This window comes from Clostridium sp. AF19-22AC, assembly GCF_003479085.1.
GTDB lineage: Bacteria > Bacillota > Clostridia > Lachnospirales > Lachnospiraceae > Faecalicatena_A > Faecalicatena_A orotica.
Map to the genome: position 1 here is coordinate 215,177 of NZ_QUGN01000002.1, position 24,681 is coordinate 239,857.

Annotated in this window: 26 protein-coding genes; 23 read left to right on the plus strand and 3 right to left on the minus strand. The window is 46.6% G+C overall.

The window, feature by feature from the left end:
* Window positions 1-3: 3 nt before the first annotated feature.
* From ruvB to metF, 10 genes are all read left to right on the plus strand, one after another.
* The gene (gene ruvB / locus DWX43_RS03040; protein WP_109730280.1) at window positions 4-999 is read left to right on the plus strand and encodes a Holliday junction branch migration DNA helicase RuvB; all 996 of its coding nucleotides are present in this window, start codon (window positions 4-6) and stop codon (window positions 997-999) included.
* Window positions 1,000-1,107: 108 nt separating this feature from the next.
* Complete coding sequence (zapA, locus tag DWX43_RS03045) at window positions 1,108-1,518, plus strand: cell division protein ZapA (protein WP_109730281.1); 411 nt, start codon at window positions 1,108-1,110, stop codon at window positions 1,516-1,518.
* Between the two features lie 78 nt (window positions 1,519-1,596).
* Complete coding sequence (locus DWX43_RS03050) at window positions 1,597-4,020, plus strand: U32 family peptidase (RefSeq protein ID WP_118618702.1); 2,424 nt, start codon at window positions 1,597-1,599, stop codon at window positions 4,018-4,020.
* Between the two features lie 29 nt (window positions 4,021-4,049).
* Window positions 4,050-5,504 (plus strand): FtsW/RodA/SpoVE family cell cycle protein, encoded by a 1,455-nt coding sequence (locus DWX43_RS03055; RefSeq protein ID WP_118618704.1) that lies wholly within the window; start codon window positions 4,050-4,052, stop codon window positions 5,502-5,504.
* A gap of 364 nt (window positions 5,505-5,868) precedes the next feature.
* Window positions 5,869-6,891: a penicillin-binding transpeptidase domain-containing protein gene (locus DWX43_RS03060; protein ID WP_330582221.1), complete on the plus strand. Its 1,023-nt coding sequence runs from the start codon at window positions 5,869-5,871 to the stop codon at window positions 6,889-6,891.
* 27 nt (window positions 6,892-6,918) lie between these two features.
* Window positions 6,919-7,263, plus strand: coding sequence for a hypothetical protein (locus DWX43_RS03065; RefSeq protein WP_118618706.1), 345 nt, complete (start codon window positions 6,919-6,921; stop codon window positions 7,261-7,263).
* A gap of 6 nt (window positions 7,264-7,269) precedes the next feature.
* A complete protein-coding gene (locus DWX43_RS03070; RefSeq protein WP_118618708.1) occupies window positions 7,270-8,313 on the plus strand; it encodes a DUF2953 domain-containing protein in 1,044 nt (347 codons plus the stop codon).
* A gap of 12 nt (window positions 8,314-8,325) precedes the next feature.
* Window positions 8,326-8,739: a GerW family sporulation protein gene (locus tag DWX43_RS03075; RefSeq protein WP_109730286.1), complete on the plus strand. Its 414-nt coding sequence runs from the start codon at window positions 8,326-8,328 to the stop codon at window positions 8,737-8,739.
* A gap of 47 nt (window positions 8,740-8,786) precedes the next feature.
* Window positions 8,787-8,924: a hypothetical protein gene (locus DWX43_RS26875; RefSeq protein WP_181368603.1), complete on the plus strand. Its 138-nt coding sequence runs from the start codon at window positions 8,787-8,789 to the stop codon at window positions 8,922-8,924.
* Window positions 8,925-9,132: 208 nt separating this feature from the next.
* Window positions 9,133-9,996 (plus strand): methylenetetrahydrofolate reductase [NAD(P)H], encoded by an 864-nt coding sequence (gene metF, locus DWX43_RS03080; RefSeq protein ID WP_118618710.1) that lies wholly within the window; start codon window positions 9,133-9,135, stop codon window positions 9,994-9,996.
* Here metF and DWX43_RS03085 read toward each other — a convergent pair.
* Window positions 9,982-10,905 carry a LysR family transcriptional regulator gene (locus tag DWX43_RS03085; protein WP_118618712.1) on the minus strand — a complete coding sequence of 308 codons (924 nt, stop codon included), beginning with the start codon at window positions 10,903-10,905 and terminating at the stop codon, window positions 9,982-9,984. The genes metF and DWX43_RS03085 overlap by 15 nt on opposite strands.
* A gap of 115 nt (window positions 10,906-11,020) precedes the next feature.
* A complete protein-coding gene (gene rpmB / locus DWX43_RS03090; RefSeq protein ID WP_025657513.1) occupies window positions 11,021-11,206 on the minus strand; it encodes a 50S ribosomal protein L28 in 186 nt (61 codons plus the stop codon).
* A 179-nt stretch (window positions 11,207-11,385) separates the two neighbouring features.
* On the opposite strand from rpmB, the gene DWX43_RS03095 reads away from it, so the two are divergent.
* From DWX43_RS03095 to DWX43_RS03130, 8 genes are all read left to right on the plus strand, one after another.
* Window positions 11,386-12,033, plus strand: coding sequence for a cytidylate kinase-like family protein (locus tag DWX43_RS03095; protein WP_242995964.1), 648 nt, complete (start codon window positions 11,386-11,388; stop codon window positions 12,031-12,033).
* Window positions 12,034-12,107: 74 nt separating this feature from the next.
* Window positions 12,108-12,467, plus strand: a complete 360-nt coding sequence (locus DWX43_RS03100; RefSeq protein WP_181368622.1) for an Asp23/Gls24 family envelope stress response protein — start codon at window positions 12,108-12,110, stop codon at window positions 12,465-12,467.
* Between the two features lie 14 nt (window positions 12,468-12,481).
* Window positions 12,482-14,146: a DAK2 domain-containing protein gene (locus tag DWX43_RS03105; RefSeq protein ID WP_109730290.1), complete on the plus strand. Its 1,665-nt coding sequence runs from the start codon at window positions 12,482-12,484 to the stop codon at window positions 14,144-14,146.
* A gap of 46 nt (window positions 14,147-14,192) precedes the next feature.
* Window positions 14,193-16,319, plus strand: a complete 2,127-nt coding sequence (gene recG, locus DWX43_RS03110) for an ATP-dependent DNA helicase RecG (protein WP_279220778.1) — start codon at window positions 14,193-14,195, stop codon at window positions 16,317-16,319.
* Between the two features lie 193 nt (window positions 16,320-16,512).
* Window positions 16,513-16,719, plus strand: coding sequence for an alpha/beta-type small acid-soluble spore protein (locus DWX43_RS03115; RefSeq protein WP_009004297.1), 207 nt, complete (start codon window positions 16,513-16,515; stop codon window positions 16,717-16,719).
* A 90-nt stretch (window positions 16,720-16,809) separates the two neighbouring features.
* A complete protein-coding gene (gene rsmD / locus DWX43_RS03120; protein ID WP_118618716.1) occupies window positions 16,810-17,379 on the plus strand; it encodes a 16S rRNA (guanine(966)-N(2))-methyltransferase RsmD in 570 nt (189 codons plus the stop codon).
* Complete coding sequence (gene coaD / locus DWX43_RS03125; RefSeq protein ID WP_109730293.1) at window positions 17,373-17,864, plus strand: pantetheine-phosphate adenylyltransferase; 492 nt, start codon at window positions 17,373-17,375, stop codon at window positions 17,862-17,864. The genes rsmD and coaD overlap by 7 nt, the downstream gene beginning before the upstream one ends.
* A gap of 2 nt (window positions 17,865-17,866) precedes the next feature.
* Window positions 17,867-18,460, plus strand: coding sequence for an ATPase (locus tag DWX43_RS03130; RefSeq protein WP_109730294.1), 594 nt, complete (start codon window positions 17,867-17,869; stop codon window positions 18,458-18,460).
* On the opposite strand, the gene DWX43_RS03135 is transcribed toward DWX43_RS03130, so the two are convergent.
* Window positions 18,446-19,375 carry a transporter gene (locus DWX43_RS03135; RefSeq protein WP_118618718.1) on the minus strand — a complete coding sequence of 310 codons (930 nt, stop codon included), beginning with the start codon at window positions 19,373-19,375 and terminating at the stop codon, window positions 18,446-18,448. The genes DWX43_RS03130 and DWX43_RS03135 overlap by 15 nt on opposite strands.
* Before the next feature lie 122 nt (window positions 19,376-19,497).
* Here DWX43_RS03135 and DWX43_RS03140 point away from each other — a divergent pair, with 122 nt between their 5' ends.
* From DWX43_RS03140 to DWX43_RS03160, 5 genes are all read left to right on the plus strand, one after another.
* Window positions 19,498-20,940, plus strand: coding sequence for an aminoacyl-histidine dipeptidase (locus DWX43_RS03140; RefSeq protein WP_109730296.1), 1,443 nt, complete (start codon window positions 19,498-19,500; stop codon window positions 20,938-20,940).
* Between the two features lie 60 nt (window positions 20,941-21,000).
* Complete coding sequence (locus DWX43_RS03145; protein ID WP_242995966.1) at window positions 21,001-21,840, plus strand: M23 family metallopeptidase; 840 nt, start codon at window positions 21,001-21,003, stop codon at window positions 21,838-21,840.
* Between the two features lie 63 nt (window positions 21,841-21,903).
* Window positions 21,904-23,310, plus strand: a complete 1,407-nt coding sequence (locus DWX43_RS03150) for an RsmF rRNA methyltransferase first C-terminal domain-containing protein (RefSeq protein WP_118618720.1) — start codon at window positions 21,904-21,906, stop codon at window positions 23,308-23,310.
* Window positions 23,300-24,022 carry a pseudouridine synthase gene (locus tag DWX43_RS03155; RefSeq protein WP_330405268.1) on the plus strand — a complete coding sequence of 241 codons (723 nt, stop codon included), beginning with the start codon at window positions 23,300-23,302 and terminating at the stop codon, window positions 24,020-24,022. The genes DWX43_RS03150 and DWX43_RS03155 overlap by 11 nt, the downstream gene beginning before the upstream one ends.
* A complete protein-coding gene (locus tag DWX43_RS03160; RefSeq protein ID WP_109730298.1) occupies window positions 24,016-24,681 on the plus strand; it encodes an HAD family phosphatase in 666 nt (221 codons plus the stop codon). The genes DWX43_RS03155 and DWX43_RS03160 overlap by 7 nt, the downstream gene beginning before the upstream one ends.

A 24,681-nucleotide genomic window follows, 5' to 3' on the forward strand; every position in this document is an offset into this window, starting at 1 on the left:
AGTATGGGAAAAAGAATTATCACTACGGAAAATCTGGAAGAAGACATTAAGATCGAAAGCAGTCTCAGGCCCCAGTTTCTGGAGGACTATATCGGACAGGAGAAGGCGAAGGAGACACTGAACATATATATTAAGGCCGCGAAGGAGAGGCACGAAGCATTGGACCATGTTCTTTTTTACGGCCCTCCGGGGCTTGGAAAGACAACACTTGCAGGTATTATTGCAAATGAGATGGGTGTGAATATTAAGATTACATCTGGTCCCGCAATTGAAAAACCGGGGGAAATGGCGGCTATCCTGAATAATCTTCAGGAAAGCGATGTTTTGTTCGTGGATGAGATCCACCGCCTGAACCGCCAGGTGGAAGAGGTTCTGTACCCGGCTATGGAGGATTATGCCATAGACATTATGATAGGAAAGGGCGCTACCGCCCGTTCGATCCGGCTGGACCTGCCAAAGTTTACACTGGTTGGGGCCACGACAAGGGCCGGGATGCTGACTGCGCCATTAAGGGACCGGTTTGGCGTTGTCAATCATCTGGAGTTCTATACGGAACAAGAATTAAAGACCATTATCCTGCGGTCGGCACACGTGCTCGGAGTAGAGATTGACGAGAAGGGGGCCCTGGAACTTGCAAAACGCTCCAGAGGCACGCCGAGGCTGGCAAACCGCCTGCTGAAAAGAGTCAGGGACTTCGCACAGGTCAAATATGACGGTGTGATCACGGAGGCAGTAGCCAATTACGCCCTTGATCTGCTGGATGTCGATAAATATGGTCTGGACCACATAGACAGGAACATCCTGCTGACTATGATCGAGAAGTTCCAGGGCGGGCCTGTCGGCCTGGAGACACTGGCGGCTACCATTTCAGAGGATGCAGGCACGCTTGAGGACGTCTACGAGCCTTATCTGCTGAAAAGCGGATTTATACAGCGGACCCCCCGTGGAAGAGTGGCGACGGAGATGGCATATGCCCATCTCGGCATTCCGTTTCCTTAAATAAGGAGTCCGTGCCTTTGTGGAGGAAAAGGAAATAACTTGAAAAAATGGTTGGTTTTTGTATTCATATAGTTTATAATAACAGATAAGAAACGCGAGGAGGATGCTATGAGTTCAGCTAAACATTATACGGAAGTTTTAATTGGAGGAAAGGTCTATACATTGAGCGGCTTTGAGGGTGAGGAATACCTTCAAAAAGTTTCTTCCTATCTGAACCATAAAATTACAGAATGTGCCAACAGTGAAGGATTCAGACGGCAGAGCTCTGATACCCGGAACGTACTCCTTGCCCTGAACATCGCAGATGACTACTTTAAAGCGAAGAAACAGGGTGATTCCCTTGAAAGTGATATCGAACTGAAAGACAAAGAGATGTACGACCTGAAGCACGAATTGATATCTGTTCAGATTAAGCTTGAGAATGCTGAAAAAGAACTGGCGAAGATGAAGGAAGAGAATAATGACCTGCAGATGCAGATCGTAAAATTAGAGACCGAGATGAAGAACCGCAGGAAATAGGGATAGGCTGTCTTAAGACAGCTTATTTCATCTTATGGACAACTTTGCTATGTATAGACTAAACTGGGAGGAGCAGGATTGACAAGGGGTAATCAGGATAGACGAAGAATAGAGATACTGGCGCCGGCCGGCTCTTATGAGAGCTTTCTGGCAGCCGTAAGAGCAGGGGCGGATGCGGTTTACGCAGGCGGCCCTCGTTTTGGTGCGCGGGCTTTTGCAGATAACTTTACGGAAGATATGCTTTTAAAAGCCATCGATTATGCACATTTACATGGCAGAAAGCTGTATCTGACTGTTAATACACTGCTTAAGGATGCGGAGACGGATCACTTATATGAGTATATTGCACCATTGTACCGGCAGGGGCTGGATGCAGTGATTGTTCAGGATGCAGGGGTTCTGGAATTCATGAGGACCCAGTTTCCAAAGATGGCGGTACATGCCAGCACCCAGATGACGATTACAAATGCAGAGGGCGCTCTGTTTCTGGAAGAGCAGGGGGTGGAGCGGGTTGTACCGGCAAGAGAGCTCTCTCTGGAAGAGGTCAGGGAGATTGCTGACAGGACAGGACTGGAGATCGAGTGCTTTGTACATGGGGCACTCTGCTACTGTTATTCAGGACAGTGCCTGCTAAGCAGCCTGATCGGTGGAAGAAGCGGCAACAGGGGACAGTGTGCACAGCCGTGCAGACTTCCTTTTACGACGGATAAAAAGAAAGAGCATTTACTGAGCCTGAAAGATATTTGTACACTGGAACTGATTCCAGAGCTTGTTGAGGCAGGGATCGATTCCTTTAAAATAGAGGGCAGGATGAAAAAGCCGGAATATGTGGCCTTAGTAACCTCTATGTACCGGAAATATACAGATTTATATCTGGAGGAAGGGAAAGAAGCATTTCGGGTTACGGACCAGGATAAAGAAATGCTGATGGATATTTACAACCGCGGAGGGTTCAGCACCGGATATTACAGGCAGCATAACGGGAGAGACATGTTATCCCTGAAGCGGCCGAACCATGCCGGGGTTCCTGCCGTAAGGGTGACGGGGCAGAAAGGCCGGGAAGTTTTCGGTGAGGCCCTGACGGATATCCACAAAGGTGATATACTGGAACTCGACAGTTCCAGAGACCATACGGATACAAAGAATAACTATACCTTTGGGAAGGATGCGGGCAGGGGAAGCGGTGTCTCACTTCTTGTTCCGAAGGGAAGGAAATATGCGAAGGGGATTGTATTATACCGCCTTCGTAACCAGAGCCTGCTGGATGATATTGGGGAACGTTATGGCAGAGGTGCCGTTTGGGAGCCAATCACCGGAAGAATGGAGCTCAGACAGGGTGAGAAGGCCGTGCTGACAGTCAGCCGCGGCGAGGTATCCGTAACGGTCAGGGCAGAAGAGCTTACAGAGGAGGCCAAGAACCAGCCTCTGGATGAGACCCGCCTCAGAAAGCAGCTTCAAAAGACCGGGAATACAGAATTTAATTTTGAAAATCTGGAAATTGTAACAGAGGGGGCAGTTTTTCTTCCCATGCAGAGGATTAACGAACTTAGGCGCCGGGCACTGGAACTGCTGGAAAAGAAAATCTGTGACGGATTCCGGCGGAAAGAAGAGGGCACCCTTTACGGAGAGCGGATGACGGATCAAGTGATTCCAGGCAGTCTTTATCAGGAGGAATGGTTTCCCCGGCTGTCTGCACTGGTGGAATCAAAGGAGCAGCTGAGGGCTGCGGCAGATTCTGATGACCTGTACAGGATTTATATAGACAGCGTCATTGAAGGTGACATTTTCCGGGATCATGAACTTGCCGGTCTGAGAGATAAATGCAAAGAGACGGGAAAGGAGTTCTTTCTTGCCATGCCGCATATTTTCCGAAAGGAGGCGGCTGCGTTTTTTGACGCGGGCTGGGAGGACTTTCTGAAGTTTGGATTTGACGGGGTTTTGGTAAGGAATTATGAAAGTTTTCATCATTTAAAGGAACATGGATTTGACAAGAAGGTCATATTGGACCATAATCTATATGTGTTCAATCAGAAGGCAAAGCAGTTCTGGAACAGGCAGGGGCAGATTTCATTTACGGCACCTGCCGAGCTAAACGAAGGGGAATTAAAGGAATTAGGCATCAGTGAGGCCGAACTGGTCGCATATGGAAGGCTTCCCGCGATGGTTACGGCCCAGTGTATCTTAAAAACGACTGACGGATGCAGCAGGGTGCCCGGTATTACGAGGATCAGTGACAGGTACCAGAAAGAATTTCCAGTCAGGAATTGCTGCCGTTTTTGTTATAATATCATATATTATACCTCTCCACTTTTTACGGCGGATTTAAAAGAATCTTTAAGGGAGCTTTCCCCGGCCGGGCTGAGGATGCAGTTTTCGCTGGAAGATGCAGAAGAGACGGCACGTATCATCCGGTTATGCGGGGATATTTACCACAAGGACATGCCGGCTGATTTGAAAGACACAGATTTTACCAGAGGACATTTTAAACGGGGGGTAACCTAGTTCTTAACGACTTATAAAGCAGGTGAAAAATGGTTAATGTAATAGTAGAATTATCAAAGTATATTATGATCATACTGATGGCTGTATACACATTTTCATGCTTTTCGGTATTTGCCCAGGTATATGAAGAAGATAAGAAGTGGATACTGATCAGGCAGAATGTCCTGATGTTCCTGATTCAGTTCACGGCATATCTGGTCATGTATCTGCAGACAGAGGAGAAGAAGCTTGTCTTCTTTTATCTGGCCCAGGTGGTACTGCTGATTGCGATCCTTGTACTGTACAGAGTTTTATATCCGAAAGTATCCAGACTGATTGTAAATAATATGTGTATGCTGCTGAGCATCGGATTTATCATGATTACAAGGCTGACTTACTCAAAAGCAGTGAAGCAGTTTATATTTGCGGTGCTGGGAACCGTGATCGGTCTGTTTGTACCGGTGCTGATAAGAAAACTGAAGTTCTTAAAGGACTGGGGGTATATCTATGCCGGCATCGGGATACTCGCACTGGGGGCTGTTGCCGTACTGGGGCAGATATCTGACGGGGCGAAGCTTGGATTTACAATAGCGGGATTCGGGGTACAGCCTTCTGAATTTATCAAGATTTTGTTTGTGTTTTTTGTGGCGGCGAGCCTGAACAGGTCGACAAGTTTCAAAAATGTTGTGATCACGACGGCCATAGCGGCCGCACATGTTCTGATCCTTGTTATTTCCACGGACCTTGGTGCCGCTTTGATTATGTTTGTTGTTTATCTGGTTATGCTTTACGTGGCGACCAGAAATCCGTTCTATGCAATTGCGGGCATCGGGGGAGGGAGTGTGGCCGCCGTGCTGGGCTATCATATGTTCAGCCATATTAAAGTCAGGGTTTCAGCCTGGCAGGACCCGTTTGCCTCTTACAGTGAGGGCGGCTACCAGGTCGCACAGTCTTTGTTTGCAATCGGGACAGGGAGCTGGTTCGGGATGGGGCTGTATCAGGGACTGCCTGACAGCATACCGGTAGCAGCCGAAGATTTTATTTTTTCCGCCATTTCAGAAGAAATGGGACTGATATTCGCGCTGTGCCTGATACTCGTGTGCGTGAGCTGTTACGTAATGTTTTTAAACATTGCAATGGCGATCCGCAACCAGTTCTATAAATTAATAGCTCTTGGTCTTGGAACCTGCTATATTTTCCAGGTATTCCTGACAATCGGCGGTGTTACAAAGTTCATTCCGTCTACCGGGGTGACGTTGCCGCTGGTCAGCTATGGAGGAAGCTCCATGCTGAGTACAATGATTATGTTTGGGATTATACAGGGCCTGTATATTTTAAGAGAAGACGAGGAAGAGATTATTGAGAAGAGAAGAGAAAGAGATATTCGAAGAAGTGAGCCAGGGGGGAGGGCGCCGGGGAAGAAACAGCCGCCAAAACAACAGCCAGGACAGCCGCGGAAGAAAAAACCAGCGTTCGAAGAAGTTCCGCAACAAAGAGTTCGCTAGAGTTACCTATCTCTTTGTCGCGTTGTTTCTGGCGTTGATGGCGTATATTGTATATTTTAACATTGTGCGGGCAAAGACAATCGTAAACAGTCCGTATAATGAGCGTCAGGATGCATTTGCCGACCGGGTCATACGAGGGAACATTGCAGACAGGAACGGCAATGTCCTTGCAACGACAGAGGTTGCGGAGGATGGAAGCGAGGTGCGCAGCTACCCTTATGGGGCTGCTTTCGCACATGTAGTCGGATTCAGCAATTCTGCTGCTGGCAAAAGCGGCCTGGAATCAATTGAGAATTTTGAACTGCTTACCTCGAACTCATTTTTTGTAGAAAAGTTAATGAATGAGTTTAAAGATGAAAAGAATATGGGGGATACGGTTGTTACGACTCTTGACGCGGATCTGCAGCAGGCTGCCTATAATGCACTTGGCAGTAATAAAGGTGCAATTGTCGTGATGGAGCCGGGCACAGGAAAGATACTGGCTATGGTCTCGGGGCCGGCCTATGATCCGAACAGCGTGGAGAGTAACTGGGATGTCCTGAATTCAGACGATACAAACAGCCCGTTGTTAAACAGGGCGACACAGGGGCAGTATGCCCCCGGTTCAACATTCAAAGTAGTCACGGCGCTGGAATATATGCGGGAACATAGTGATTATGCGAATTACAGCTATGAATGCAATGGTGAGATCACGGCGGATAATGTGACGATCCACTGCTTTGACAGTACCGTTCACGGGCTGGAGGACCTGCGTAGTTCTATGGCGAACTCCTGTAATTCCTCATTTGCCAATATCGGGTTATCTTTAAACAAGACATCGTACCGGAAAACCGCGGAGGACCTGCTCTTTAATAAGAAGCTTCCGTCTGTAATGGACTACTCCAGAAGCTCTTTTAGGATTAATGAAAAGTCTACAAGCGCCGATATGATGATGACGGCAATGGGACAGGGGGAGACATTGGTCAGTCCTTACCACATGGCCTTGATTACGTCCGCAATTGCCAACGGCGGAACATTGATGGAACCATATCTTGTCGAAAAAGTAACGAATTACAATGGAACAGAGATCAGCAAGAATGTCCCGAAGAGTTATAGAAAGCTGATGACCTCTGATGAGGCATCCCAGCTGAAAGATTATATGCGGGCGGTCGTGGACGAAGGAACGGCAACGCTTTTGAGTGGTCAGTCCTATACGGCGGCAGGAAAAACAGGAACAGCCGAGTACAGTCTTGACGACGGGGAGAAGACACATTCCTGGTTCATGGGATTTACCAATGTTGACAACCCGGAGCTTGTGATCAGTGTCATTATCGAAGGCTATGACGGAGATGCAGGAGCAAAGGCAGTGCCTATCGCTAAGCAGGTGCTGGATGCTTACTATTATTAAAATATAGGGCCAAAAGTGGTGAAGAAAATGCAGATGACATTTTACTGTGACTTATATGTCAGTGAAGATTTGGGGAAGAAAAAAGAGAAGGTAATGCAGAAACTTCGGGAAAACAAGGCACAGCCTTCGGTTTATGTAATAACCCTTGCACAGGGGAGACAGAACCATCTGGAATTTTATTCTTCCCTGCTTTTAAAACAGCATATTTATGAAGATACCCCTCTGTTTGTTGTGGGAATTGCAGACGGATATGACGATGCTATGTACTTGGTGGAACAAATCGTCAGAGAAATTTATGACCGGACGGATGATACCGATGTACGGGGATACATCGAGAAGCGTCAGATAGAATATGAGGAAGGCAGAGTGTAAGAGCAGATGTTACATATAATCCTGTTGATTTTAAAAATTATAGGATGGATATTGCTTGCGATACTGGGACTTATTGTATTGCTTCTTTGTGTCGTCTTTTTTGTGCCCCTTTGTTACCGCGCAGACGGAAGCTGTAAGGGAACTTTTGACTCCCTGTACGGGAAAATCCGTTTTTCCTGGCTTTGGCATCTGGTCAGCGGTATTGCCGTGTATGAGGAAGGTAAGTTAAGCTGGACGGTCAGGATTGCATGGAAGAAGATGTCGTCGGAAGAACCGGTGCAGGAAGCCGTTTTGGATGAACTTGAGGTGCCTGGGGAAAACATGCGTCAGGGAGAACCGGCGCAGGAAGAGATAAAGCAGGAGCCGGGCAAAGAAAAAGAGCCAGACAAAGAGAAAGAGTCGGGAGAATTTGAATCTGATGTGAAGCGTCTGGAGAAGCTCATGCAGGAGGAAGAGGGATCAATTCAGGATGAGAAGACCATTCAGGAAGAAACAAACACTCCACAGCCGGAAGTAAAGCAGATACCTTTCCCTGAACCTGAAGAAAAAGAAGAGGAGAAGGGGCCCGGTTTATTCAGCAGGATTGGGAACCTGTTTCGGGGTTTCACCGAAAAGGTAAAGAAATTATATGAAAAGTTAAAATATACATTTCTTAAAATCTGTGATACTATGAAAACAACGTCGGATAAGAAAGACAAGCTGATCCTGTTTATTACGGATGAAGTCCATAAATCAGCATTGGGCGCCGTACTCGTGGAGGTGAGGAGGCTTCTGCGCTTCCTGAAACCAAAGAAACTTAAGGCGGATGTCCATTTTGGTTTCGAGGACCCGTATTATACAGGACAGGTACTGGCGGTACTAAGCGTGATTTATCCATTTCTTGGGGATCATGCAGACATTGAGCCGGACTTTGAACAGAAAGTATTGGAAGGCAGTATTATGATTTCAGGAAAGGTGCGTGTTCTTTACATGATCATTATGCTCTGGAATCTGGTATGGAATAAAAACGTACGGACCACAATAAAACATATCCGGAAATTTGAATTATAGGAGGAATCAGGCATGGCAGAAGAAAACAACTTCAAAGCAACAGTGGAAGCATTATTTCAGGGGATGGACAGTGTTGTGACATCCAAGACCGTAGTAGGGGACGCAATCAATGTGGGGGATACGATTATCCTGCCGCTTGTGGATGTTTCGTTTGGAATCGGGGCGGGCTCATTCAACGCTGATAAAAAGAACAAAGGCATGGGCGGTATGGGCGGAAAAGTGACCCCGAGTGCGGTATTGGTTATCAGAAACGGGTCGACGAAGCTTGTTAATATTAAAAATCAGGATACCATCACAAAGATACTGGATATGGTTCCCGATATGGTAGACAAGTTTACGACAAGAAAAGAAGATAAGGTGACAGAGGAAGACGTCATGGATATCCTGAATTCTGAAGAATCAGATGAAAATGATGCACGCATTTAAAGAATCCGCATAGAATAAACCAAAGAACCTGCCGGAGGCTGGCAGCTATGAAAAAAGTAATAGGATTCGCATTACTCTGGTTTGCAATAGGAATGTTCCTTATGCTGATTCTGCCGAATGGGATAGGACTGATCATCACCTTTATATGCCTGGCGGTGGGATATAAGCTGTTTTGCAGCTGTTAACAGAACAAAAAAAGTAATGAAGCTGTATTTTACAGACAATAATTGTCGTAAAGTACAGCTTTTTCTATTGCCGGCAATAGTAATTGGCCGGGACATAAATTTTAACTATATGTTGCCATAAAATATAAAGATTATCCTATGGCAGTATCTCCATGCTATAATTCTAAGCACGAAACAAATGAAAATTGGATTGCAGGGAGATTGAAAGATGAAAATAAAGGAATTATTTAAACAAAAAACGGTTCTGTCTTTTGAGGTGTTTCCACCGAAAAGGACGGGGTCCATCCATACAATATACCGTACTCTGGATGAACTGAAAGAACTCCGCCCAGATTTTATCAGTGTTACCTATGGGGCTGGCGGAAGCGAAAACTGCAGGACGACACTGGACATTGCTTCAGCCATCAGGAATGATTATGGGATTGAGAGTGCGGCACACCTGCCGTGCATGGGGCTGACAAAAGAAGATATCCTGACGCAGCTTGGCCAGTTTAAAGAGGCAGGGATTGAGAACATTCTGGCACTCAGGGGAGATTATGTGTCGGGACTGGAGTCGAGGGGCGACTTTCAGCATGCGGATGAGCTGATTTCCTTTATCAGGGAGAATGGTGACTTTCATATCAGTGCGGCCTGCTACCCCGAAGGGCATAATGAGTCCGCAGATATTGTTGCGGACATCCGCAATCTGAAAAGAAAAGTAGATGCAGGGGCGTCCCATTTGATTTCACAGTTGTTTTTCCACAATGATTACTTTTATAAATTCAGAGAGCGGTGCACTCTGGCCGGGATCGATGTTCCCATAGAAGCCGGAATCATGCCTGTGGCCAATAAGAAACAGATCGAACGGATGGTGTCACTCTGCGGGGTGCACCTGCCGTCCAAATTCGTCACCATGATGGAACGTTATGAAGACAATCCTGAAGCAATGAGGGATGCCGGAATTGCATATGCCATCAATCAGATCGTGGACCTGATATCGCAGGGAGTTGACGGAATCCATCTTTACACGATGAATAACCCCTATATTGCATCGCGGATATATGAGGCCGTACACAGGTTAATTGCAGCATGAATATCCGTATTCTGTTATCAGTGTTTTTAATTCTTCTATGTACCGGGAGGCGGATGCGCTGAACGGTACCTTTTCATGAGAAATCAGCCCCACCTTCATCCGCTCATCAGTCTCCAGCTTTACGGAAACAATATTATCTCCGTTGAGGTCACTGTTAAGTACACCGGTACAGATTGTATATCCGTTCAGACCGATAAGGAGATTAAACAGAGTTGCCCTGTCGCTGACATGGATTGTCTTTTTATGGGGCGCGGTACTGAGGATCTCCTCGGAAAAATAGAAGGAATTAAAGGTTCCCTGCTCAAACGCAAGAAACGGGTAATCGTCCAGATCTTCCAGTGCGACCTGCTTCCTGCCTGCCAGAGGATGTCCGGAATGAATGAAAACATGGGGAATGGCATCAAACAGTGGTGTAAAGCGCAGGGCATTCTCCTTCAGAAGTTTTTTCAGCACTTTTTCGTTAAAGGAGCTCAAATAAAGAATTCCTATTTCACTTCTCATGTTTGCCACATCTTCTATACTCTCATAGGTCCTTGTCTCCCTCAGAGTAAACTCGTATTCATCTGCCTCGAGAGACGAGATCAGGTTTACAAAGGCGTTGACAGCGAATGCATAATGCTGGGTGGAGACGGAGCAGAGCTGCCTCGAAGGCTTTTTATTTGTATACCGCTGTTCAAGCAACTGGGTCTGTTCAATGATCTGGCGGGCATAGGAAAGAAATTCCGTTCCGTCCGCGGATAAGGAAATGCCTTTTGGTGTCCGGTAGAATATTTCAATCCCCAGTTCTGCCTCGAGTTCCTTTACAGCGGTGGACAGGGTGGGCTGTGAGATAAAGAGCCGCCTTGCCGCCTCCGTGATGGAACCACATTCTACAATTTTAATTACATATCTTAACTGCTGTAGTGTCATAATAAAATCCTGCCGTTTACATTTAGTTTTTATTAGGATATAATGAAATTCTGCCTTACAAGGTACAAAAAAAGTACCCACATAAGTGAGTACCCCCGTGTCAGTTCAATGTTTATTAAGCGCGTTCTACACGTCCTGATTTTAAGCAGGATGTACAAACGTACATTTTTTTAGATCCGCCTTCTGTTTTCACTCTAACGGACTTCACATTTGATTTCCACATTTTTGGTGATTTTCTATGAGAGTGACTTACGTTGTTTCCAAAATGAGCACCCTTTTCACAAATAGCACATTTAGCCATCATTGCACCTCCTAACAATCTGAAATAGTCCATACAGACTCACAACACTGTTATTTTAGCAGATAGGGGTGGTTTATGCAAGCACTTTTTCAAATTTTTCCTTTTCCTTTTCTTTTACGGTTCACATAATCTGGAATTCATGATAAAATCAATATAAATAAACCGAACCGGGAGATGATATGGTACATACTATCCCGGGAACGAAGAAAGCGGGGAAGACTATGGGCAGACGGGTGATTACAATTGGGAGACAGTACGGGAGCAACGGGCATAGAATTGCTAAAAAATTATCTGAACGTCTTGGGATTCATTATTATGACAAGGAATTAATCAAGATTGCAGGTGAGATGCAGAACATTACTTATGAAGAATTACTCAAAGTAGATGAAAAGAGGGCTAATCCGTGGCGGTATCCGGTGGAGGATGAAGTCCAGATGGCGAAGCAGTTCCGCTTCGAACCTATGAATGATGTGCTTTTTTATACACAGGTAGAGATTATTAAGGATCTGGCTGCAAAAGAAGACTGCATTATTGTCGGACGCTGCGCGAATGACATCCTGAAAGGGTATGAGGGATGCAGGAGCGTGTTCATTCATGCCCCGTTTGAGAAACGGGTAGAAGTCATCATGGAGAGGGCGTCTGTTGATGAGAGGGAAGCATCACTTCTGATTAAAAAGATTGATAAACAGCGCAGATATTATTATAACTATTTTACAGACCAGAAATGGGAAGATATGACACAGTATGACATCTGCCTGAACAGTGGAAGTGTCTGTGAGGAGCAGATTCTCGATGTTTTGGCAGCACTTTATGAATCGATATTGTAAAATTCGGATAAAGAGAGTATAATACCTGTGTTGATTATCGCGAAAATCCATATAAGAATTGGAGGTAATATATGATGAAGGGTAGTATGAGTACAGATCTGGGGATTATTACGATCAATCCTGACGTAATTTCCAAGTATGCAGGATCTGTTGCGGTAGAGTGTTTTGGCATCGTCGGTATGGCTGCGGTCAATATGAAAGACGGATTAGTAAGGCTTTTAAAGAAAGAAAGCCTGACCCACGGAATCCATGTGGAGATTTCTGAGGATAATGTCCTGGCATTAGATTTTCACGTGATTGTTGCTTATGGAGTGAATATTCTTTCAGTTTCTGACAATCTGATGAACAATGTGAAGTATAAGGTAGAGGAATTTACCGGCATGACTGTAGATAAAATAAACATCTTCGTCGAAGGTGTCAGAGTGATTGATTAAGGAGGATACTTGTCGTGGCAACAAAAACGATAAATACAGAGCTGCTTACGAAGATGTTTTTAGCGGGGGCAGCAAATCTGGAGGCAAAAAAGGAATTTATTAACGAGTTGAATGTATTCCCGGTTCCTGACGGGGATACGGGGACGAACATGACGCTGACGATCATGTCTGCGGCCAAAGAAGTCAGCAGTCTGGAAAACCCGGATATGCTGTCTGTATCCAAGGCAATCTCTTCCGGCTCCCTTCGTGGCGCCAGAGGGAACTCAGGAGTCATCCTGTCCCAGCTGCTGCGTGGATTTACGAAGGAGATCCGTGAGTTCAAAGAGATTGATGTGCCGGTACTGGCACAGGCATGTGAGCGTGCCCGTGCGACAGCTTATAAGGCGGTCATGAAGCCGAAGGAGGGAACAATCCTGACTGTGGCAAAGGGGATCGCTCAGAAGGCGGCAGAGATGGCCGAGACAACAGATGATCTGGAAGTATTCATTCCGGAAGTGATTAAGCATGCGGAGTATGTTCTTTCCAAGACACCAGAGATGCTTCCGGTCCTGAAGGAGGCTGGTGTTGTGGATTCAGGCGGACAGGGACTTTTAGAAGTGATAAATGGTGCGTATGATGCTTTCCAGGGGAAAGAGATCGACTACAGTGCGATTGAGGCAAGCGCCGGGACAAAGATGGTGAAACCGACGGCTCAGGCCGAGGCGGACATCAAGTTCGGTTACTGTACGGAATTCATTATTATGGTGGAGAAGGAATTTACGGATGATGACGAGATAGATTTCAAGGCATATCTGGAATCGATCGGCGATTCCATCGTCTGCGTGGCAGATGATGATATCGTGAAGATCCATGTGCATACGAACGATCCGGGGCTGGCAATCCAGAAGGCACTGACCTATGGACAGCTCTCCAGGATGAAGATTGATAACATGCGTGAGGAGCATCAGGAGAAGCTGATCAAAGATGCTGAGAAGCTCGCCGCACAGCAGAAAGAAGAGAAGAAGGTTACGGTTCCGAGGAAGTCTGTCGGCTTCATCGCGGTTTCAATCGGTGAGGGAATGAATGAGATATTCAAAGAACTGGGTGTTGACTATATTATCGAAGGCGGCCAGACGATGAACCCGAGTACGGAAGACATGCTGACGGCAATCGATGAAGTAAATGCTGACCACATTTTTATTCTGCCGAATAACAAGAATATCATTCTGGCTGCCAATCAGGCACAGATGCTGACAAAGGATAAAGATATTCTGGTAATTCCGACGAAGACAGTCCCTCAGGGAATTACAGCCGTGATCAATTACATGCCGGAGGCGGATATTGATACGAACGCGGAGACGATGAATGAGGAGATCAAGAACGTTAAGACAGGACAGGTTACTTATGCGGTCAGAGATACGAAGATAGATGACAAGGAGATCCATGAGGGAGATATCATGGGAATCGGCGATGCCGGAATCCTTTCTGTCGGACAGTCTGTAGAGGAGACGGCGAAGGATATGCTTTCCCAGCTTGTCGATGACGATACAGAACTGATCAGCTTATATTATGGACAGGATGTCCTCGAGGAGGATGCGGCACACTTTGCAGAGCAGATCGAGGAATTGTATCCGGACGTGGATGTGGATGCACATTCAGGCGGCCAGCCGATTTACTACTATGTATTATCTGTAGAATAACGAAAGACATAAATACAGGAACGGGCCAGCACCCAGAAGAGGGCAGCTGACCCGTTTCGAAAGTTATAGACCAAAACGTGTCAGGAAATTCAGGCAGGAGAATAATAATTCTATGAACGAAGATTCTAAAATCAGTGCGTTAAAAGGAATAGGTGAAAAGACGGAGGCATTATTTGTGAAAGCCGGAATCCGTACGATCGGCGAGCTGCTGCGATACTATCCAAGAGGATATGATGTTTATGATGACCCGGTATCTATCGGGGAGGCAGTGGAGGGCAGGACGGTCGCCATAACCGGTGCCATATACGGAAAGGTACAGGTGGGCGGCAGCCGGAATATGCAGGTTACCACGATATACCTGAAGGATATTACAGGGACGCTGAAGGTGATCTGGTTCCGCATGCCGTTTTTGAGAAATACGCTTGCACGCGGAGGCATCATTACACTGCGGGGCAGAATTGTAAGAAGGCGCGACGGACTTGTGATGGAACATCCCGAGATCTTTTATCCGAGTGCGAAGTACGAGGAGAAACAGGGTACATTGCAGCCGGTCTATCCTCTTACGGCAGGGCTTACGAATAATGCAGTCAAAAAAGCGATGCTGCAGGCGGTCGGATATCTGGATCTGAAGCAGGAATTCCTGCCTGAGGATATCCGGATGAAATATGGTCTGGCTGAGTATAATTATTCTGTGAGGGGGATTCATTTCCCGGAAGATAAAGAAGAATTTTTCCATGCCAGAGAACGTCTGGTATTTGAAGAATTTCTTGTGTTCGTCTTATCTCTTAAGAATCTCAAAAGCAGGGAGGATAAGGCGAAGAACGGATTTCTGTTCCGGGATCAGGAAAAGATCGACGCCTTTTTAGGTGCACTCCCGTATGAGCTGACGAATGCACAGAAAAAGGTATGGCTTGAGATGAAGCGGGATATGTCAGGAGAGCATATCATGTCGCGGCTTGTGCAGGGAGACGTAGGTTCCGGCAAGACGATAGTGGCGCTTTTAGGTTTGATGTATGCCGGGCTGAATGGATATCAGGGGGCGATGATGGCCCCGACGGAGGTGCTGGCAAAGCAGCATTATGAGAATATCACTTCGATGTTCGGGCAGTATGATATCCCGCTGAAGACAGAACTGCTGACCGGTTCGATGACGGCAAAGGAGAAGCGGGAGGCTTATGAACGGATTGCCTCCGGGGAGGCCGATATTATCATCGGGACCCATGCCCTGATTCAGGAGAAGGCGCAGTACCGTAATCTGGCGCTTGTCGTAACAGATGAGCAGCACCGTTTTGGTGTGAAGCAGAGAGAGACGCTGGCCGGAAAAGGTGTTATGCCACATATTCTTGTCATGAGCGCCACGCCGATTCCACGGACGCTGGCAATCATCCTTTATGGCGATCTGGACATTTCGGTTATCGATGAACTGCCTAAGAACAGGCTTCCGATTAAGAACTGTGTGGTAGACACAGGATACCGCGGCACGGCTTATAAATTCATGCAGAAGCAGGTGGCAGAGGGCAGGCAGTGCTATGTGATCTGCCCGATGGTTGAGGAAAGCGAGAGCATGGAGGCGGAAAATGTAATCGACTACACCCAGATGCTGAAAGAATCTCTCGGAAACGGCATCCACATTGCTTATCTGCATGGCAAGATGAAGCAGGCGGAGAAAGATATCATTATGGAAGCGTTTGGAAGGAATGAGATCCAGATTCTTGTCTCCACTACGGTCATAGAGGTCGGGATCGATGTCCCGAATTCGACGGTCATGCTGATAGAGAATGCGGAACGGTTCGGCCTCGCCCAGCTCCACCAGCTCAGGGGCCGGGTGGGAAGGGGGAAACACCAGTCCTACTGTATTTTTATGAGTGCATCTAAATCAAAAGAGACAAAAGAACGTCTTGAAATTTTGAATAAATCAAATGATGGATTTTTTATTGCATCCGAGGACTTAAGACTGCGAGGTCCCGGCGACCTGTTCGGAATCCGCCAGAGCGGGCTTCTGGATTTCAGGCTTGGTGACGTGTTCCAGGATTCTAAAATTCTGAAGATGGCGAATGAAGCCGCGGCAGAACTTTTAGAGGAAGATCCGGAACTGAAAAAAGAGGGGCATGAAAAGCTGAGAGACCATATTAACCGCTATATGTCTGAGATTATGCTGGAGAATACGCTCTGACGCTCCCGTGAAAATGCTTTAAAAGCCTGTAAAATCCGCCGTTTTTAGCAATTTACAAAAATCACTAAAGAAGGAAGGAACTTCCAAGAGTAAAACAGCGAATCCTCCATATACTATGGTTGTAACACACAAGAGTGTTACTAAAAAATCTGAAAAAGTAACGAAGAAAAGTTACGAGAAGGAGGAAATTATCATGGCAAGTCGTTCATCAAACAGAGCAGCCGTACCAGAGGCAAAGAGTGCACTGGACAAATTCAAATATGAGGTAGCAAGCGAGCTGGGAGTACCGCTTTCTGACGGTTACAACGGAGATTTAACATCTAAGCAGAACGGATCTGTTGGCGGTTATATGGTTAAGAAAATGATCGAACAGCAGGAAAGACAGATGGCTGGTAAATAAGCAAATTTCGTAAGAAAAAGCACTTAGGATTGACCTAAGTGCTTTTTTCTGCTAAAATTCAGCATAGTTAGAAGAATGAGGGTGTTTAAGATGAGAGTCATTGCAGGAACTGCCAAAAGGTTACAACTTAAGACATTGGACGGGCTTGATACAAGGCCGACGACAGACCGGATCAAAGAGACATTATTTAATATGATAGCCCCGGGTATTTACGACAGTATATTTCTTGATTTATTCAGTGGAAGCGGCGGGATAGGGATTGAGGCATTGAGCCGCGGCGCCCGTGAAGCAGTCTTTGTAGAAAATAATCCGAAGGCTATGGCTGTTATAAAAGAGAATCTGAAGTTTACGAAGCTGGACCACAAGGCACTGACGGTGACGAGGGACGTTATGACGGCGCTGTATCAGCTGGAGGGTGAAAAAAGCTTTGATTTTATATTTATGGACCCTCCGTATGACAGAGAGCTTGAAAAGAAGGTGCTCAATTATCTGGCAGACTCACAGCTTGTTTACGAAGATACCGTGATTATTGTGGAAGCATCGAAAGAAACTGATTTTTCATACCTGGAAGAACTGGGTTTTTCCCTGATCAGGGAGAAAACCTACAAAACCAATAAGCATGTCTTCATTGAAAAGGCTGGAAAGGAAGAAATATGTTAAAAGCAATTTATCCGGGAAGCTTTGACCCGGTTACATACGGACACCTCGATGTGATCAGAAGATCCTGTAAAATCGTGGATGAGTTAATTGTCGGAGTGCTGAATAATAATGCGAAAATGCCGTTGTTTTCTGCGGAAGAACGTGTTAAAATGTTAGAGGAAGTAACAAAAGACTTGACAAATGTGAAAATTGTCCTGTTTAATGGATTATTAATTGATTTCGCAAGACAACAGGGGGCAGCTGTCGTAATCCGGGGACTGAGAGCGATTACTGACTTTGAATACGAGTTACAGATGTCCCAGACCAATCATAAACTGGAACCAGGTGTCGAGACTATGTTCTTGACCACAAGCATTGAATATTCTTACTTAAGTTCTACTACAGTGAAAGAGATCGCAGCTTTTGGGGGAGATATATCACAATTTGTGCCGGAAGCTGTAGCAGTGGAGCTGGAGAAAAAGATGAAAGCAAAAAGGAGAGTGTAACTATGAGCAGCCGCATTGAGCAGATTATTGAAGAGATCGAGGAGTACATTGACAGGGACTGTAAGTTCCAGCCATTGTCTACGACAAAGATTATCGTGAATAAGGAACATCTGGATGAGTTATTGCGGGAACTCAGGATGAAGACACCAGATGAGATTAAGAGATATCAGAAGATCATAGCAAACAGAGACGCCATTCTTGCCGATGCACAGGCAAAAGCGGACGCCATGATCGAGGAAGCACAGGTACAGACGACAGAGCTGGTCAGCGAGCATGAGATCATGCAGCAGGCGTATGCCCAGGCAAACGAGATCGTTACCCAGGCAACGGCTCAGGCGCAGGAGATTATAGACAACGCGACAGAGGATGCCAATGCAATCCGGCTCGGAGCCATCCAGTATACAGATGACCTGCTGGCGAATGCAGAGAGCATTATCGGCCATACACTGGACAGCTACACGACAAAGTATGACGGACTCATCAATTCCCTTCAGGAGTGTTACGATGTTGTGCGCACTAACCGTGCAGAACTCGAGGTTCCTGAGGACGATGGCAGCCAGTATGACATTCCTCAGGACGGCTTAGGTGAAATGTAAATACAGAAAAGCAATCAGGCTGGTAACCACTGCGGTTGCCAGCTTTTCTAATGTATACGGAAGGATGGAAAGGCTGGTTTTCTGAATCATACACTGTGTCTGCGCCACCGCACAGATTCCTCCGAATGAAGTCAGGGCAAGGATCGCACAGTACTGCATGTCAAAAGGCAGGGCGGATTTTCCAAGCAGGGCGATTCCGTTCGTCACTTCCAGAGTGGGCAGGAGATATGTAATAAACGGAAACTCAAAGGGTGCTGACCGGACAAGCTCCAGAATAACCGAGAAGAGGATAATATACCCTCCAACCTTGGTGATCGTCTCAAAACTATCCATAATACATGTATCCACGATTTTAAAATTCCAATTTGCTTTTGTGTGCCCGGCTTCTTTTAAGCCGGAAAATTGTTTTCTGCCTTTGAGGTAGAACCGTCTGAATAAGAAGCTCATCAGCATTGGTGTCCCGAGCAGAATAAGCAGGGATGGAGCGATGAGCTCTTCTTTCCCCAGCGTTTTCCAGACGATAAAATTCAGGATAAACACCGGACTTGTATTGTTGCAGAAGGAGAGTAGGTAGCGGCCTTCATCCTCGGACACATACCTGCTGCCAATCAGGTCGGCCGTCACCTTTGCCCCCATAGGGTAACCGCAAAGGAATCCCGTGATGATGGCAAAGCTCCCGTTGTCTGATACTTTAAAAATTTTCTTAAGGACCGCCCCGACGGCGCCGGATATGTAATGGATACTGTCTGTACAGACCAGCAGATTTGTAATGATGATGAAAGGAAATAAGGTTGGCAGTATGATTTGAAACCATAAAAGAAGACCTTCACTGGCACCGTTAAATACCGCTTTCGGAGAGATCAGCATGATTGCAAACAGTATGACAATTCCGATTCCGGCCAGATTACGTTTCATAAGAAGGTCTCCTCGTGAATTTTGACAATAAATATTAATAAAGATATATGAAATTGGTTGATTTTTTATGCCTCCTGTGACAAAATGATGATAGCAACTTAAACAGGAAGGGGAATGAAACAATGGCAGTATTAGAAGAATTAGAACCACAGGAAGTCTTTCACTATTTTGAAGAATTGAGTCAGATTCCAAGGGGGACATTCAACACAAAAGCAGTAAGCGATTATTGCGTGAAGTTTGCAAATGACAGAGGACTCGAGGTCATTCAGGATGAACTGAACAATGTTATTATCAAAAAGCCGGGGACAGAAGGGTATGAAGAGAGTGAGCCGGTTATTGTTCAGGGACATCTGGATATGGTGTGTGAGAAGACGGAAGTTTCAGATCACGATTTTGAAAAAGATCCGTTAGACCTCTATGTGGAGGACGGATTTGTAAAAGCAAGAGATACGACGTTGGGGGCTGACGATGGAATCGCAGTGGCGATCGCACTTGCTTTGCTCGACAGTGATACGATCCCGCATCCGCCGCTTGAGGCAGTATTCACAGTGGATGAAGAAGTGGGAATGGGAGGGGCAGGCGGAATCGACCTGACACCTTTGAAGGGAAAGATGCTCATAAACCTTGACTCAGAAGATGAGGGGACGATTATTGCAGGCTGTGCAGGCGGATTGAGCTTCTGCATGAATCTGCCGGTCGGAAGAAAGCAGGTAACAGGAGACTGCCTCGAGGTTACTATCAGAGGGTTAAAGGGAGGACATTCCGGAATGGAGATCCACCACCAGAGAGGCAATGCGAACAAACTTGCCGGACGTCTCCTGAACCGCCTGAACCAGAACATGGATATTTCACTGGCAGAAGTCCAGGGAGGTGCCAAAGACAATGTTATTCCGTCAGCCTGCACATTCACGATTGTCGTACACGACAGTGTAAAGGCAGAGATGATAATCGAGAACATGGAGAATGTCTGGAAACAGGAATTTGGCGAGGACGAACCTGAGCTGGAGGTTATCGTAACAAAGACAGAGAACATAGAGAAATCTGTGATGTCTGACATGGACATGAAGAAAGTAATCTTCTTTATCAATAACTGCCAGAACGGTGTGTATGGCTTCAGCCGCTCCTTAAAGGGACTGGTTGAGACATCAGACAATCTCGGTGTTGTTACGACAGAAGAGAACAAAGTAAGCTTTGTCTTCCTGATCAGAAGTTCTGTTTCTTCGAAAATGGAGGAAATGAAAGAAGCCTTCATCAGCTGGGCTGAATTCCTTGGCGGGACCTATGAACTCTCCGGGGCATATCCGGCATGGATGTATAAGGAAAATTCAAAGATCCGTCCGATCGTAGCAGAGGTATTCGAGAAGGTATATGGCAAGACGCCGAACATCTCAACGATCCATGCAGGATTAGAGTGCGGACTCCTCTCCGGCAAGAAGCCGGAATTGGACTGCGTATCTTTCGGACCGAGGATGTATGACATACACTCTGTAAATGAGCGTCTGGATATTGCGTCCACATGGAGAATGTGGAACATTATCAAAGAAGTTCTGAAAGAATGCAAGTAGGACAGTCAGTGCTTCATATATTAGAATGACTAACATATCAAAGGGGTTGTTCTTAAAAGAGTGAAGCGAAGAAAGTTACATAATTATGTGCTCCTGAATCTGCTTCTGGCTCTGTTTCTTACGATTGGTATACACGAAGTTCTCACAATAGGGGGCTTTGCAAGGCTGAATGAAGATACGGTTACGTCAGACGGGTTCAGGAGGCAGACTCTGAATGAAGAGTTTCTGAATTACATACAGAATACAAAAGACCCGGGAAAAGACCTGGGTCTTTATTTGTTGGAAACTGATTTTGGGAAGAAACCACTGAAAACGGTGCCGGATAAACAGGTGTTGTATGAAATGGAGAAGAAGTGGGCAGGGAGGGAAGGATGGGATGCTTACCTTGCCCAGTGCAGGGGAATCTGGAACGATGTCAGGTATTTCCCGATACCGGAGCCGGCAGGCAGCAAGGATTACGGGACATCTTTTGTTGATTCATGGATGTTTGAGCGCAGCTATGGAGGAAAGAGGGGGCATGAGGGAACTGATATTATGGCAGAGGAGAATACACGCGGACTCTATCCGGTCGTCAGTATGACGGATGGTGTAGTGCGCCACAAAGGCTGGCTGGAACAGGGGGGATGGAGGCTCGGGATCGTTGCACCAGGTGGTACATATTTCTACTATGCACATATGGATTCCTATGCGGATATTGAGGAGGGGGACACGGTCCGCGCCGGAGACCTGCTTGGTTATATGGGGGACACCGGCTACAGCAAAACAGAGGGGACAACAGGCAACTTCCCGGTGCACCTCCATGTAGGAATCTACATTTTTCACGGAGAGGAAGAGATCAGTGTTAATCCGTACTGGGTTCTTAAGTATCTGGAAAATCGTAAAATCAAATGTGTGTATTAGTAAGCGGGGTCTTTCACGAGTCCGGGATTTATGATATAATCAATCCCATGTGGAGGAAACGATATGAATTTACCGATAGCATTTGAAGAGAAAATGAGAAGTCTGCTGCATGAAGAGTATGCGGATTATGAGAAGTGTTTTGACGAGGCGCGGCATTACGGGCTACGTGTGAATACAAATAAAATTACTGTGGAAGAGTTTTTAAAGATTGCGCCGTGGAAGCTGGAGCCGATCCCGTGGATACACAATGGGTTCTACTATGACGGGGATAGTGTTCAGCCTGCAAAGCACCCGTACTATTTTGCGGGACTGTATTATCTGCAGGAGCCGAGTGCCATGACTCCGGCCGACAGGCTCCCGGTGGATCCGGGGGATAAGGTGCTGGATGTCTGTGCGGCCCCGGGGGGGAAGGCTACTGAGCTCGGAGCGAAGCTTCAGGGAAAGGGCGTCCTGATCGCGAATGACATCAGCAGTTCCAGAGCAAAGGGATTATTGAAGAATCTGGAACTGTTCGGAATCGGGAATATGATGGTGCTCAGTGAGGAGCCCGGGAAGCTGACGGAGTATTTCCGGGGGTATTTTGATAAGATTTTAATCGATGCCCCGTGTTCCGGAGAGGGGATGTTCCGCAAGGACAAGAAAATGGTGAAGGCATGGGAGGAACACGGACCTGAATTCTTCTCAAAGATCCAGAGGAGTATTATTACACAGGCCGCTTCTATGCTGAAGACAGGCGGCATGCTCTTATATTCCACCTGTACCTTTGACCCTTCCGAAAACGAGCAGACGATCGAATATCTGCTGTCAGAATATCCGGAATTTGAAATCTGCAGTATCCGGCCTTACGAAGGATTTGCCGAAGGAATGCCGGAAACGGGGGAGAGCGGGAATCAGGAACTTAAGAAGACGGTCCGCATCTTCCCCCACAGGATGCAGGGGGAAGGGCATTACCTTGCTCTGCTAAAGAAAGGGCATTGTGAAGAGAACCATGCAGCAGATGCAGACAGGGCCGGGAAAACGGCAGGGAGGAAGAAAAAGCTGCCTGAGGAACTGGATGCATTTTTTCAGGATGTGGACTGGGAACTGGATGCGTCCCGCCTTGATATACATGGAGAGCGTGTCTACTATATGCCGGAAGGCCTGCCTGACCTGAAGGGGGTCCGTTTTTTACGTTCCGGCCTTTTATTGGGAGAACTAAAGAAAAACCGCTTTGAACCGAGCCAGGCACTTGCCATGTGCCTGAAACGTAAAGATTATGCAAGGGTATTAGACCTGCCTTTGGCGGATGAGCGTGTCATCAAGTATCTGAAAGGGGATACGCTGGATCTGGAAGATATGGTGTCTGCAAAGGAGAAAGGCTGGTATCTGGTCTGCGTGGACGGATATCCGCTCGGATTCGGCAAACTTTTAGGCCAGACACTGAAGAATAAGTACCTCCCGGGCTGGAGATGGATGGGAAGTGGGCAGTAAAAATATGAAGTTAAGACTGGATAAATATCTTGCCGACATGGGGACAGGAACCCGCAGTGAGGTGAAAAAGGCAGTCGCAAAGGGGCAGGTAACCGTGAACCGGGAAGTGGTTAAAAAGCCGGAGACGAAGATCGACACGGAGAAAGACACCGTCTGTTGCCAGGGGATGATTGTCGGCTATACGGAGTATGAATATTATATGCTGAACAAGCCCTCCGGCGTTGTCTCGGCAACAGAGGACAAAAGGGACAGGACGGTGGTTGATTTAATTGAAAGCAAAAGACGTAAGGACCTGTTCCCGGTGGGAAGGCTGGACAAGGATACAGAAGGGCTGCTCCTGATTACAAATGACGGAGCGCTTGCCCACAGGCTCCTGTCGCCAAAGAAACATGTTGACAAGGTGTACTACGCGGAGGTTTCAGGAAAGGTCACCAAAGAGGATGTGGACGCTTTCGCCGGAGGTCTTGATATCGGGGAAGAGCAAAAGACTCTGCCGGGAAAGCTTGAGATTCTTGAATCAGATGAGATATCACGGATTGAACTGACCATACAGGAAGGAAAATTCCATCAGGTGAAGAGGATGTTTCAGGCGGTGGACAAGGAAGTTGTTTACCTGAAACGTATCCGTATGGGACCTCTTTTGCTGGATGAAACCCTTGCGGCGGGAGAATACAGAGAATTGACAAAGGAAGAGATAGCACAATTATGTTAGAGAATAAAAAAGCGGTAATATTTGATCTGGACGGTTCACTGGTTGATTCCATGTGGATCTGGCCGGAGGTGGATGACATATATATGGAAAAATACAACCTGACACAGCCGGAGGATTTCCATAAGGCGATCGAGGGGATGAGCTACACAGAAACGGCACAGTATTTTCTGGATACATTCCCGTCATTGGAGTGCACCCTCGATGATGTCCGCGAGGAATGGAAGAACATGACGATGGAGCTGTATGCATCGAAGGTTCCTTTCAAGCCGGGGGCACGTGAATTTCTGGAACAGATGCAGGAACAGGGGATCCTTATGGGGATCGCTACGAGCAATGCAAGAGAGCTTGTAGATGCGGTCCTGAAAGCACTCCATGCGGAGGAGTTTTTTACCTCTGTAAGAACGGCATGCGAAGTGGCCGCCGGAAAGCCTGCACCGGATGTTTACCTGAAGGTTGCCGAAGACCTTAATGTGGACCCGAAGGACTGTCTGGTATTCGAGGATGTTCCGAAAGGGATTGAGGCGGCCTTAAATGCGGGGATGACTGTATGTGCCGTGGATGATGAATTTTCAAGACCGGATGAGGCCGAGAAAAAGCGTCTGGCCGATTATTTTATCCATGATTATTATGATATTAAAAATAACACCTATGAGGTATAG

Bases quoted from the DNA above. Each gene is read 5' to 3' on its own strand.
- ruvB (WP_109730280.1), top strand. From the start codon at position 4: ATGGGAAAAAGAATTATCACTACGGAAAATCTGGAAGAAGACATTAAG.
- zapA (WP_109730281.1), top strand. From the start codon at position 1,108: ATGAGTTCAGCTAAACATTATACGGAAGTTTTAATTGGAGGAAAGGTC.
- DWX43_RS03055 (WP_118618704.1), top strand. From the start codon at position 4,050: ATGGTTAATGTAATAGTAGAATTATCAAAGTATATTATGATCATACTG.
- DWX43_RS03060 (WP_330582221.1), top strand. From the start codon at position 5,869: ATGGGGGATACGGTTGTTACGACTCTTGACGCGGATCTGCAGCAGGCT.
- DWX43_RS03065 (WP_118618706.1), top strand. From the start codon at position 6,919: ATGCAGATGACATTTTACTGTGACTTATATGTCAGTGAAGATTTGGGG.
- DWX43_RS03070 (WP_118618708.1), top strand. From the start codon at position 7,270: ATGTTACATATAATCCTGTTGATTTTAAAAATTATAGGATGGATATTG.
- DWX43_RS03075 (WP_109730286.1), top strand. From the start codon at position 8,326: ATGGCAGAAGAAAACAACTTCAAAGCAACAGTGGAAGCATTATTTCAG.
- DWX43_RS26875 (WP_181368603.1), top strand. From the start codon at position 8,787: ATGAAAAAAGTAATAGGATTCGCATTACTCTGGTTTGCAATAGGAATG.
- metF (WP_118618710.1), top strand. From the start codon at position 9,133: ATGAAAATAAAGGAATTATTTAAACAAAAAACGGTTCTGTCTTTTGAG.
- DWX43_RS03085 (WP_118618712.1), bottom strand. From the start codon at position 10,905: ATGACACTACAGCAGTTAAGATATGTAATTAAAATTGTAGAATGTGGT.
- rpmB (WP_025657513.1), bottom strand. From the start codon at position 11,206: ATGGCTAAATGTGCTATTTGTGAAAAGGGTGCTCATTTTGGAAACAAC.
- DWX43_RS03095 (WP_242995964.1), top strand. From the start codon at position 11,386: ATGGTACATACTATCCCGGGAACGAAGAAAGCGGGGAAGACTATGGGC.
- DWX43_RS03100 (WP_181368622.1), top strand. From the start codon at position 12,108: ATGAAGGGTAGTATGAGTACAGATCTGGGGATTATTACGATCAATCCT.
- DWX43_RS03115 (WP_009004297.1), top strand. From the start codon at position 16,513: ATGGCAAGTCGTTCATCAAACAGAGCAGCCGTACCAGAGGCAAAGAGT.
- rsmD (WP_118618716.1), top strand. From the start codon at position 16,810: ATGAGAGTCATTGCAGGAACTGCCAAAAGGTTACAACTTAAGACATTG.
- coaD (WP_109730293.1), top strand. From the start codon at position 17,373: ATGTTAAAAGCAATTTATCCGGGAAGCTTTGACCCGGTTACATACGGA.
- DWX43_RS03130 (WP_109730294.1), top strand. From the start codon at position 17,867: ATGAGCAGCCGCATTGAGCAGATTATTGAAGAGATCGAGGAGTACATT.
- DWX43_RS03135 (WP_118618718.1), bottom strand. From the start codon at position 19,375: ATGAAACGTAATCTGGCCGGAATCGGAATTGTCATACTGTTTGCAATC.
- DWX43_RS03140 (WP_109730296.1), top strand. From the start codon at position 19,498: ATGGCAGTATTAGAAGAATTAGAACCACAGGAAGTCTTTCACTATTTT.
- DWX43_RS03150 (WP_118618720.1), top strand. From the start codon at position 21,904: ATGAATTTACCGATAGCATTTGAAGAGAAAATGAGAAGTCTGCTGCAT.
- DWX43_RS03160 (WP_109730298.1), top strand. From the start codon at position 24,016: ATGTTAGAGAATAAAAAAGCGGTAATATTTGATCTGGACGGTTCACTG.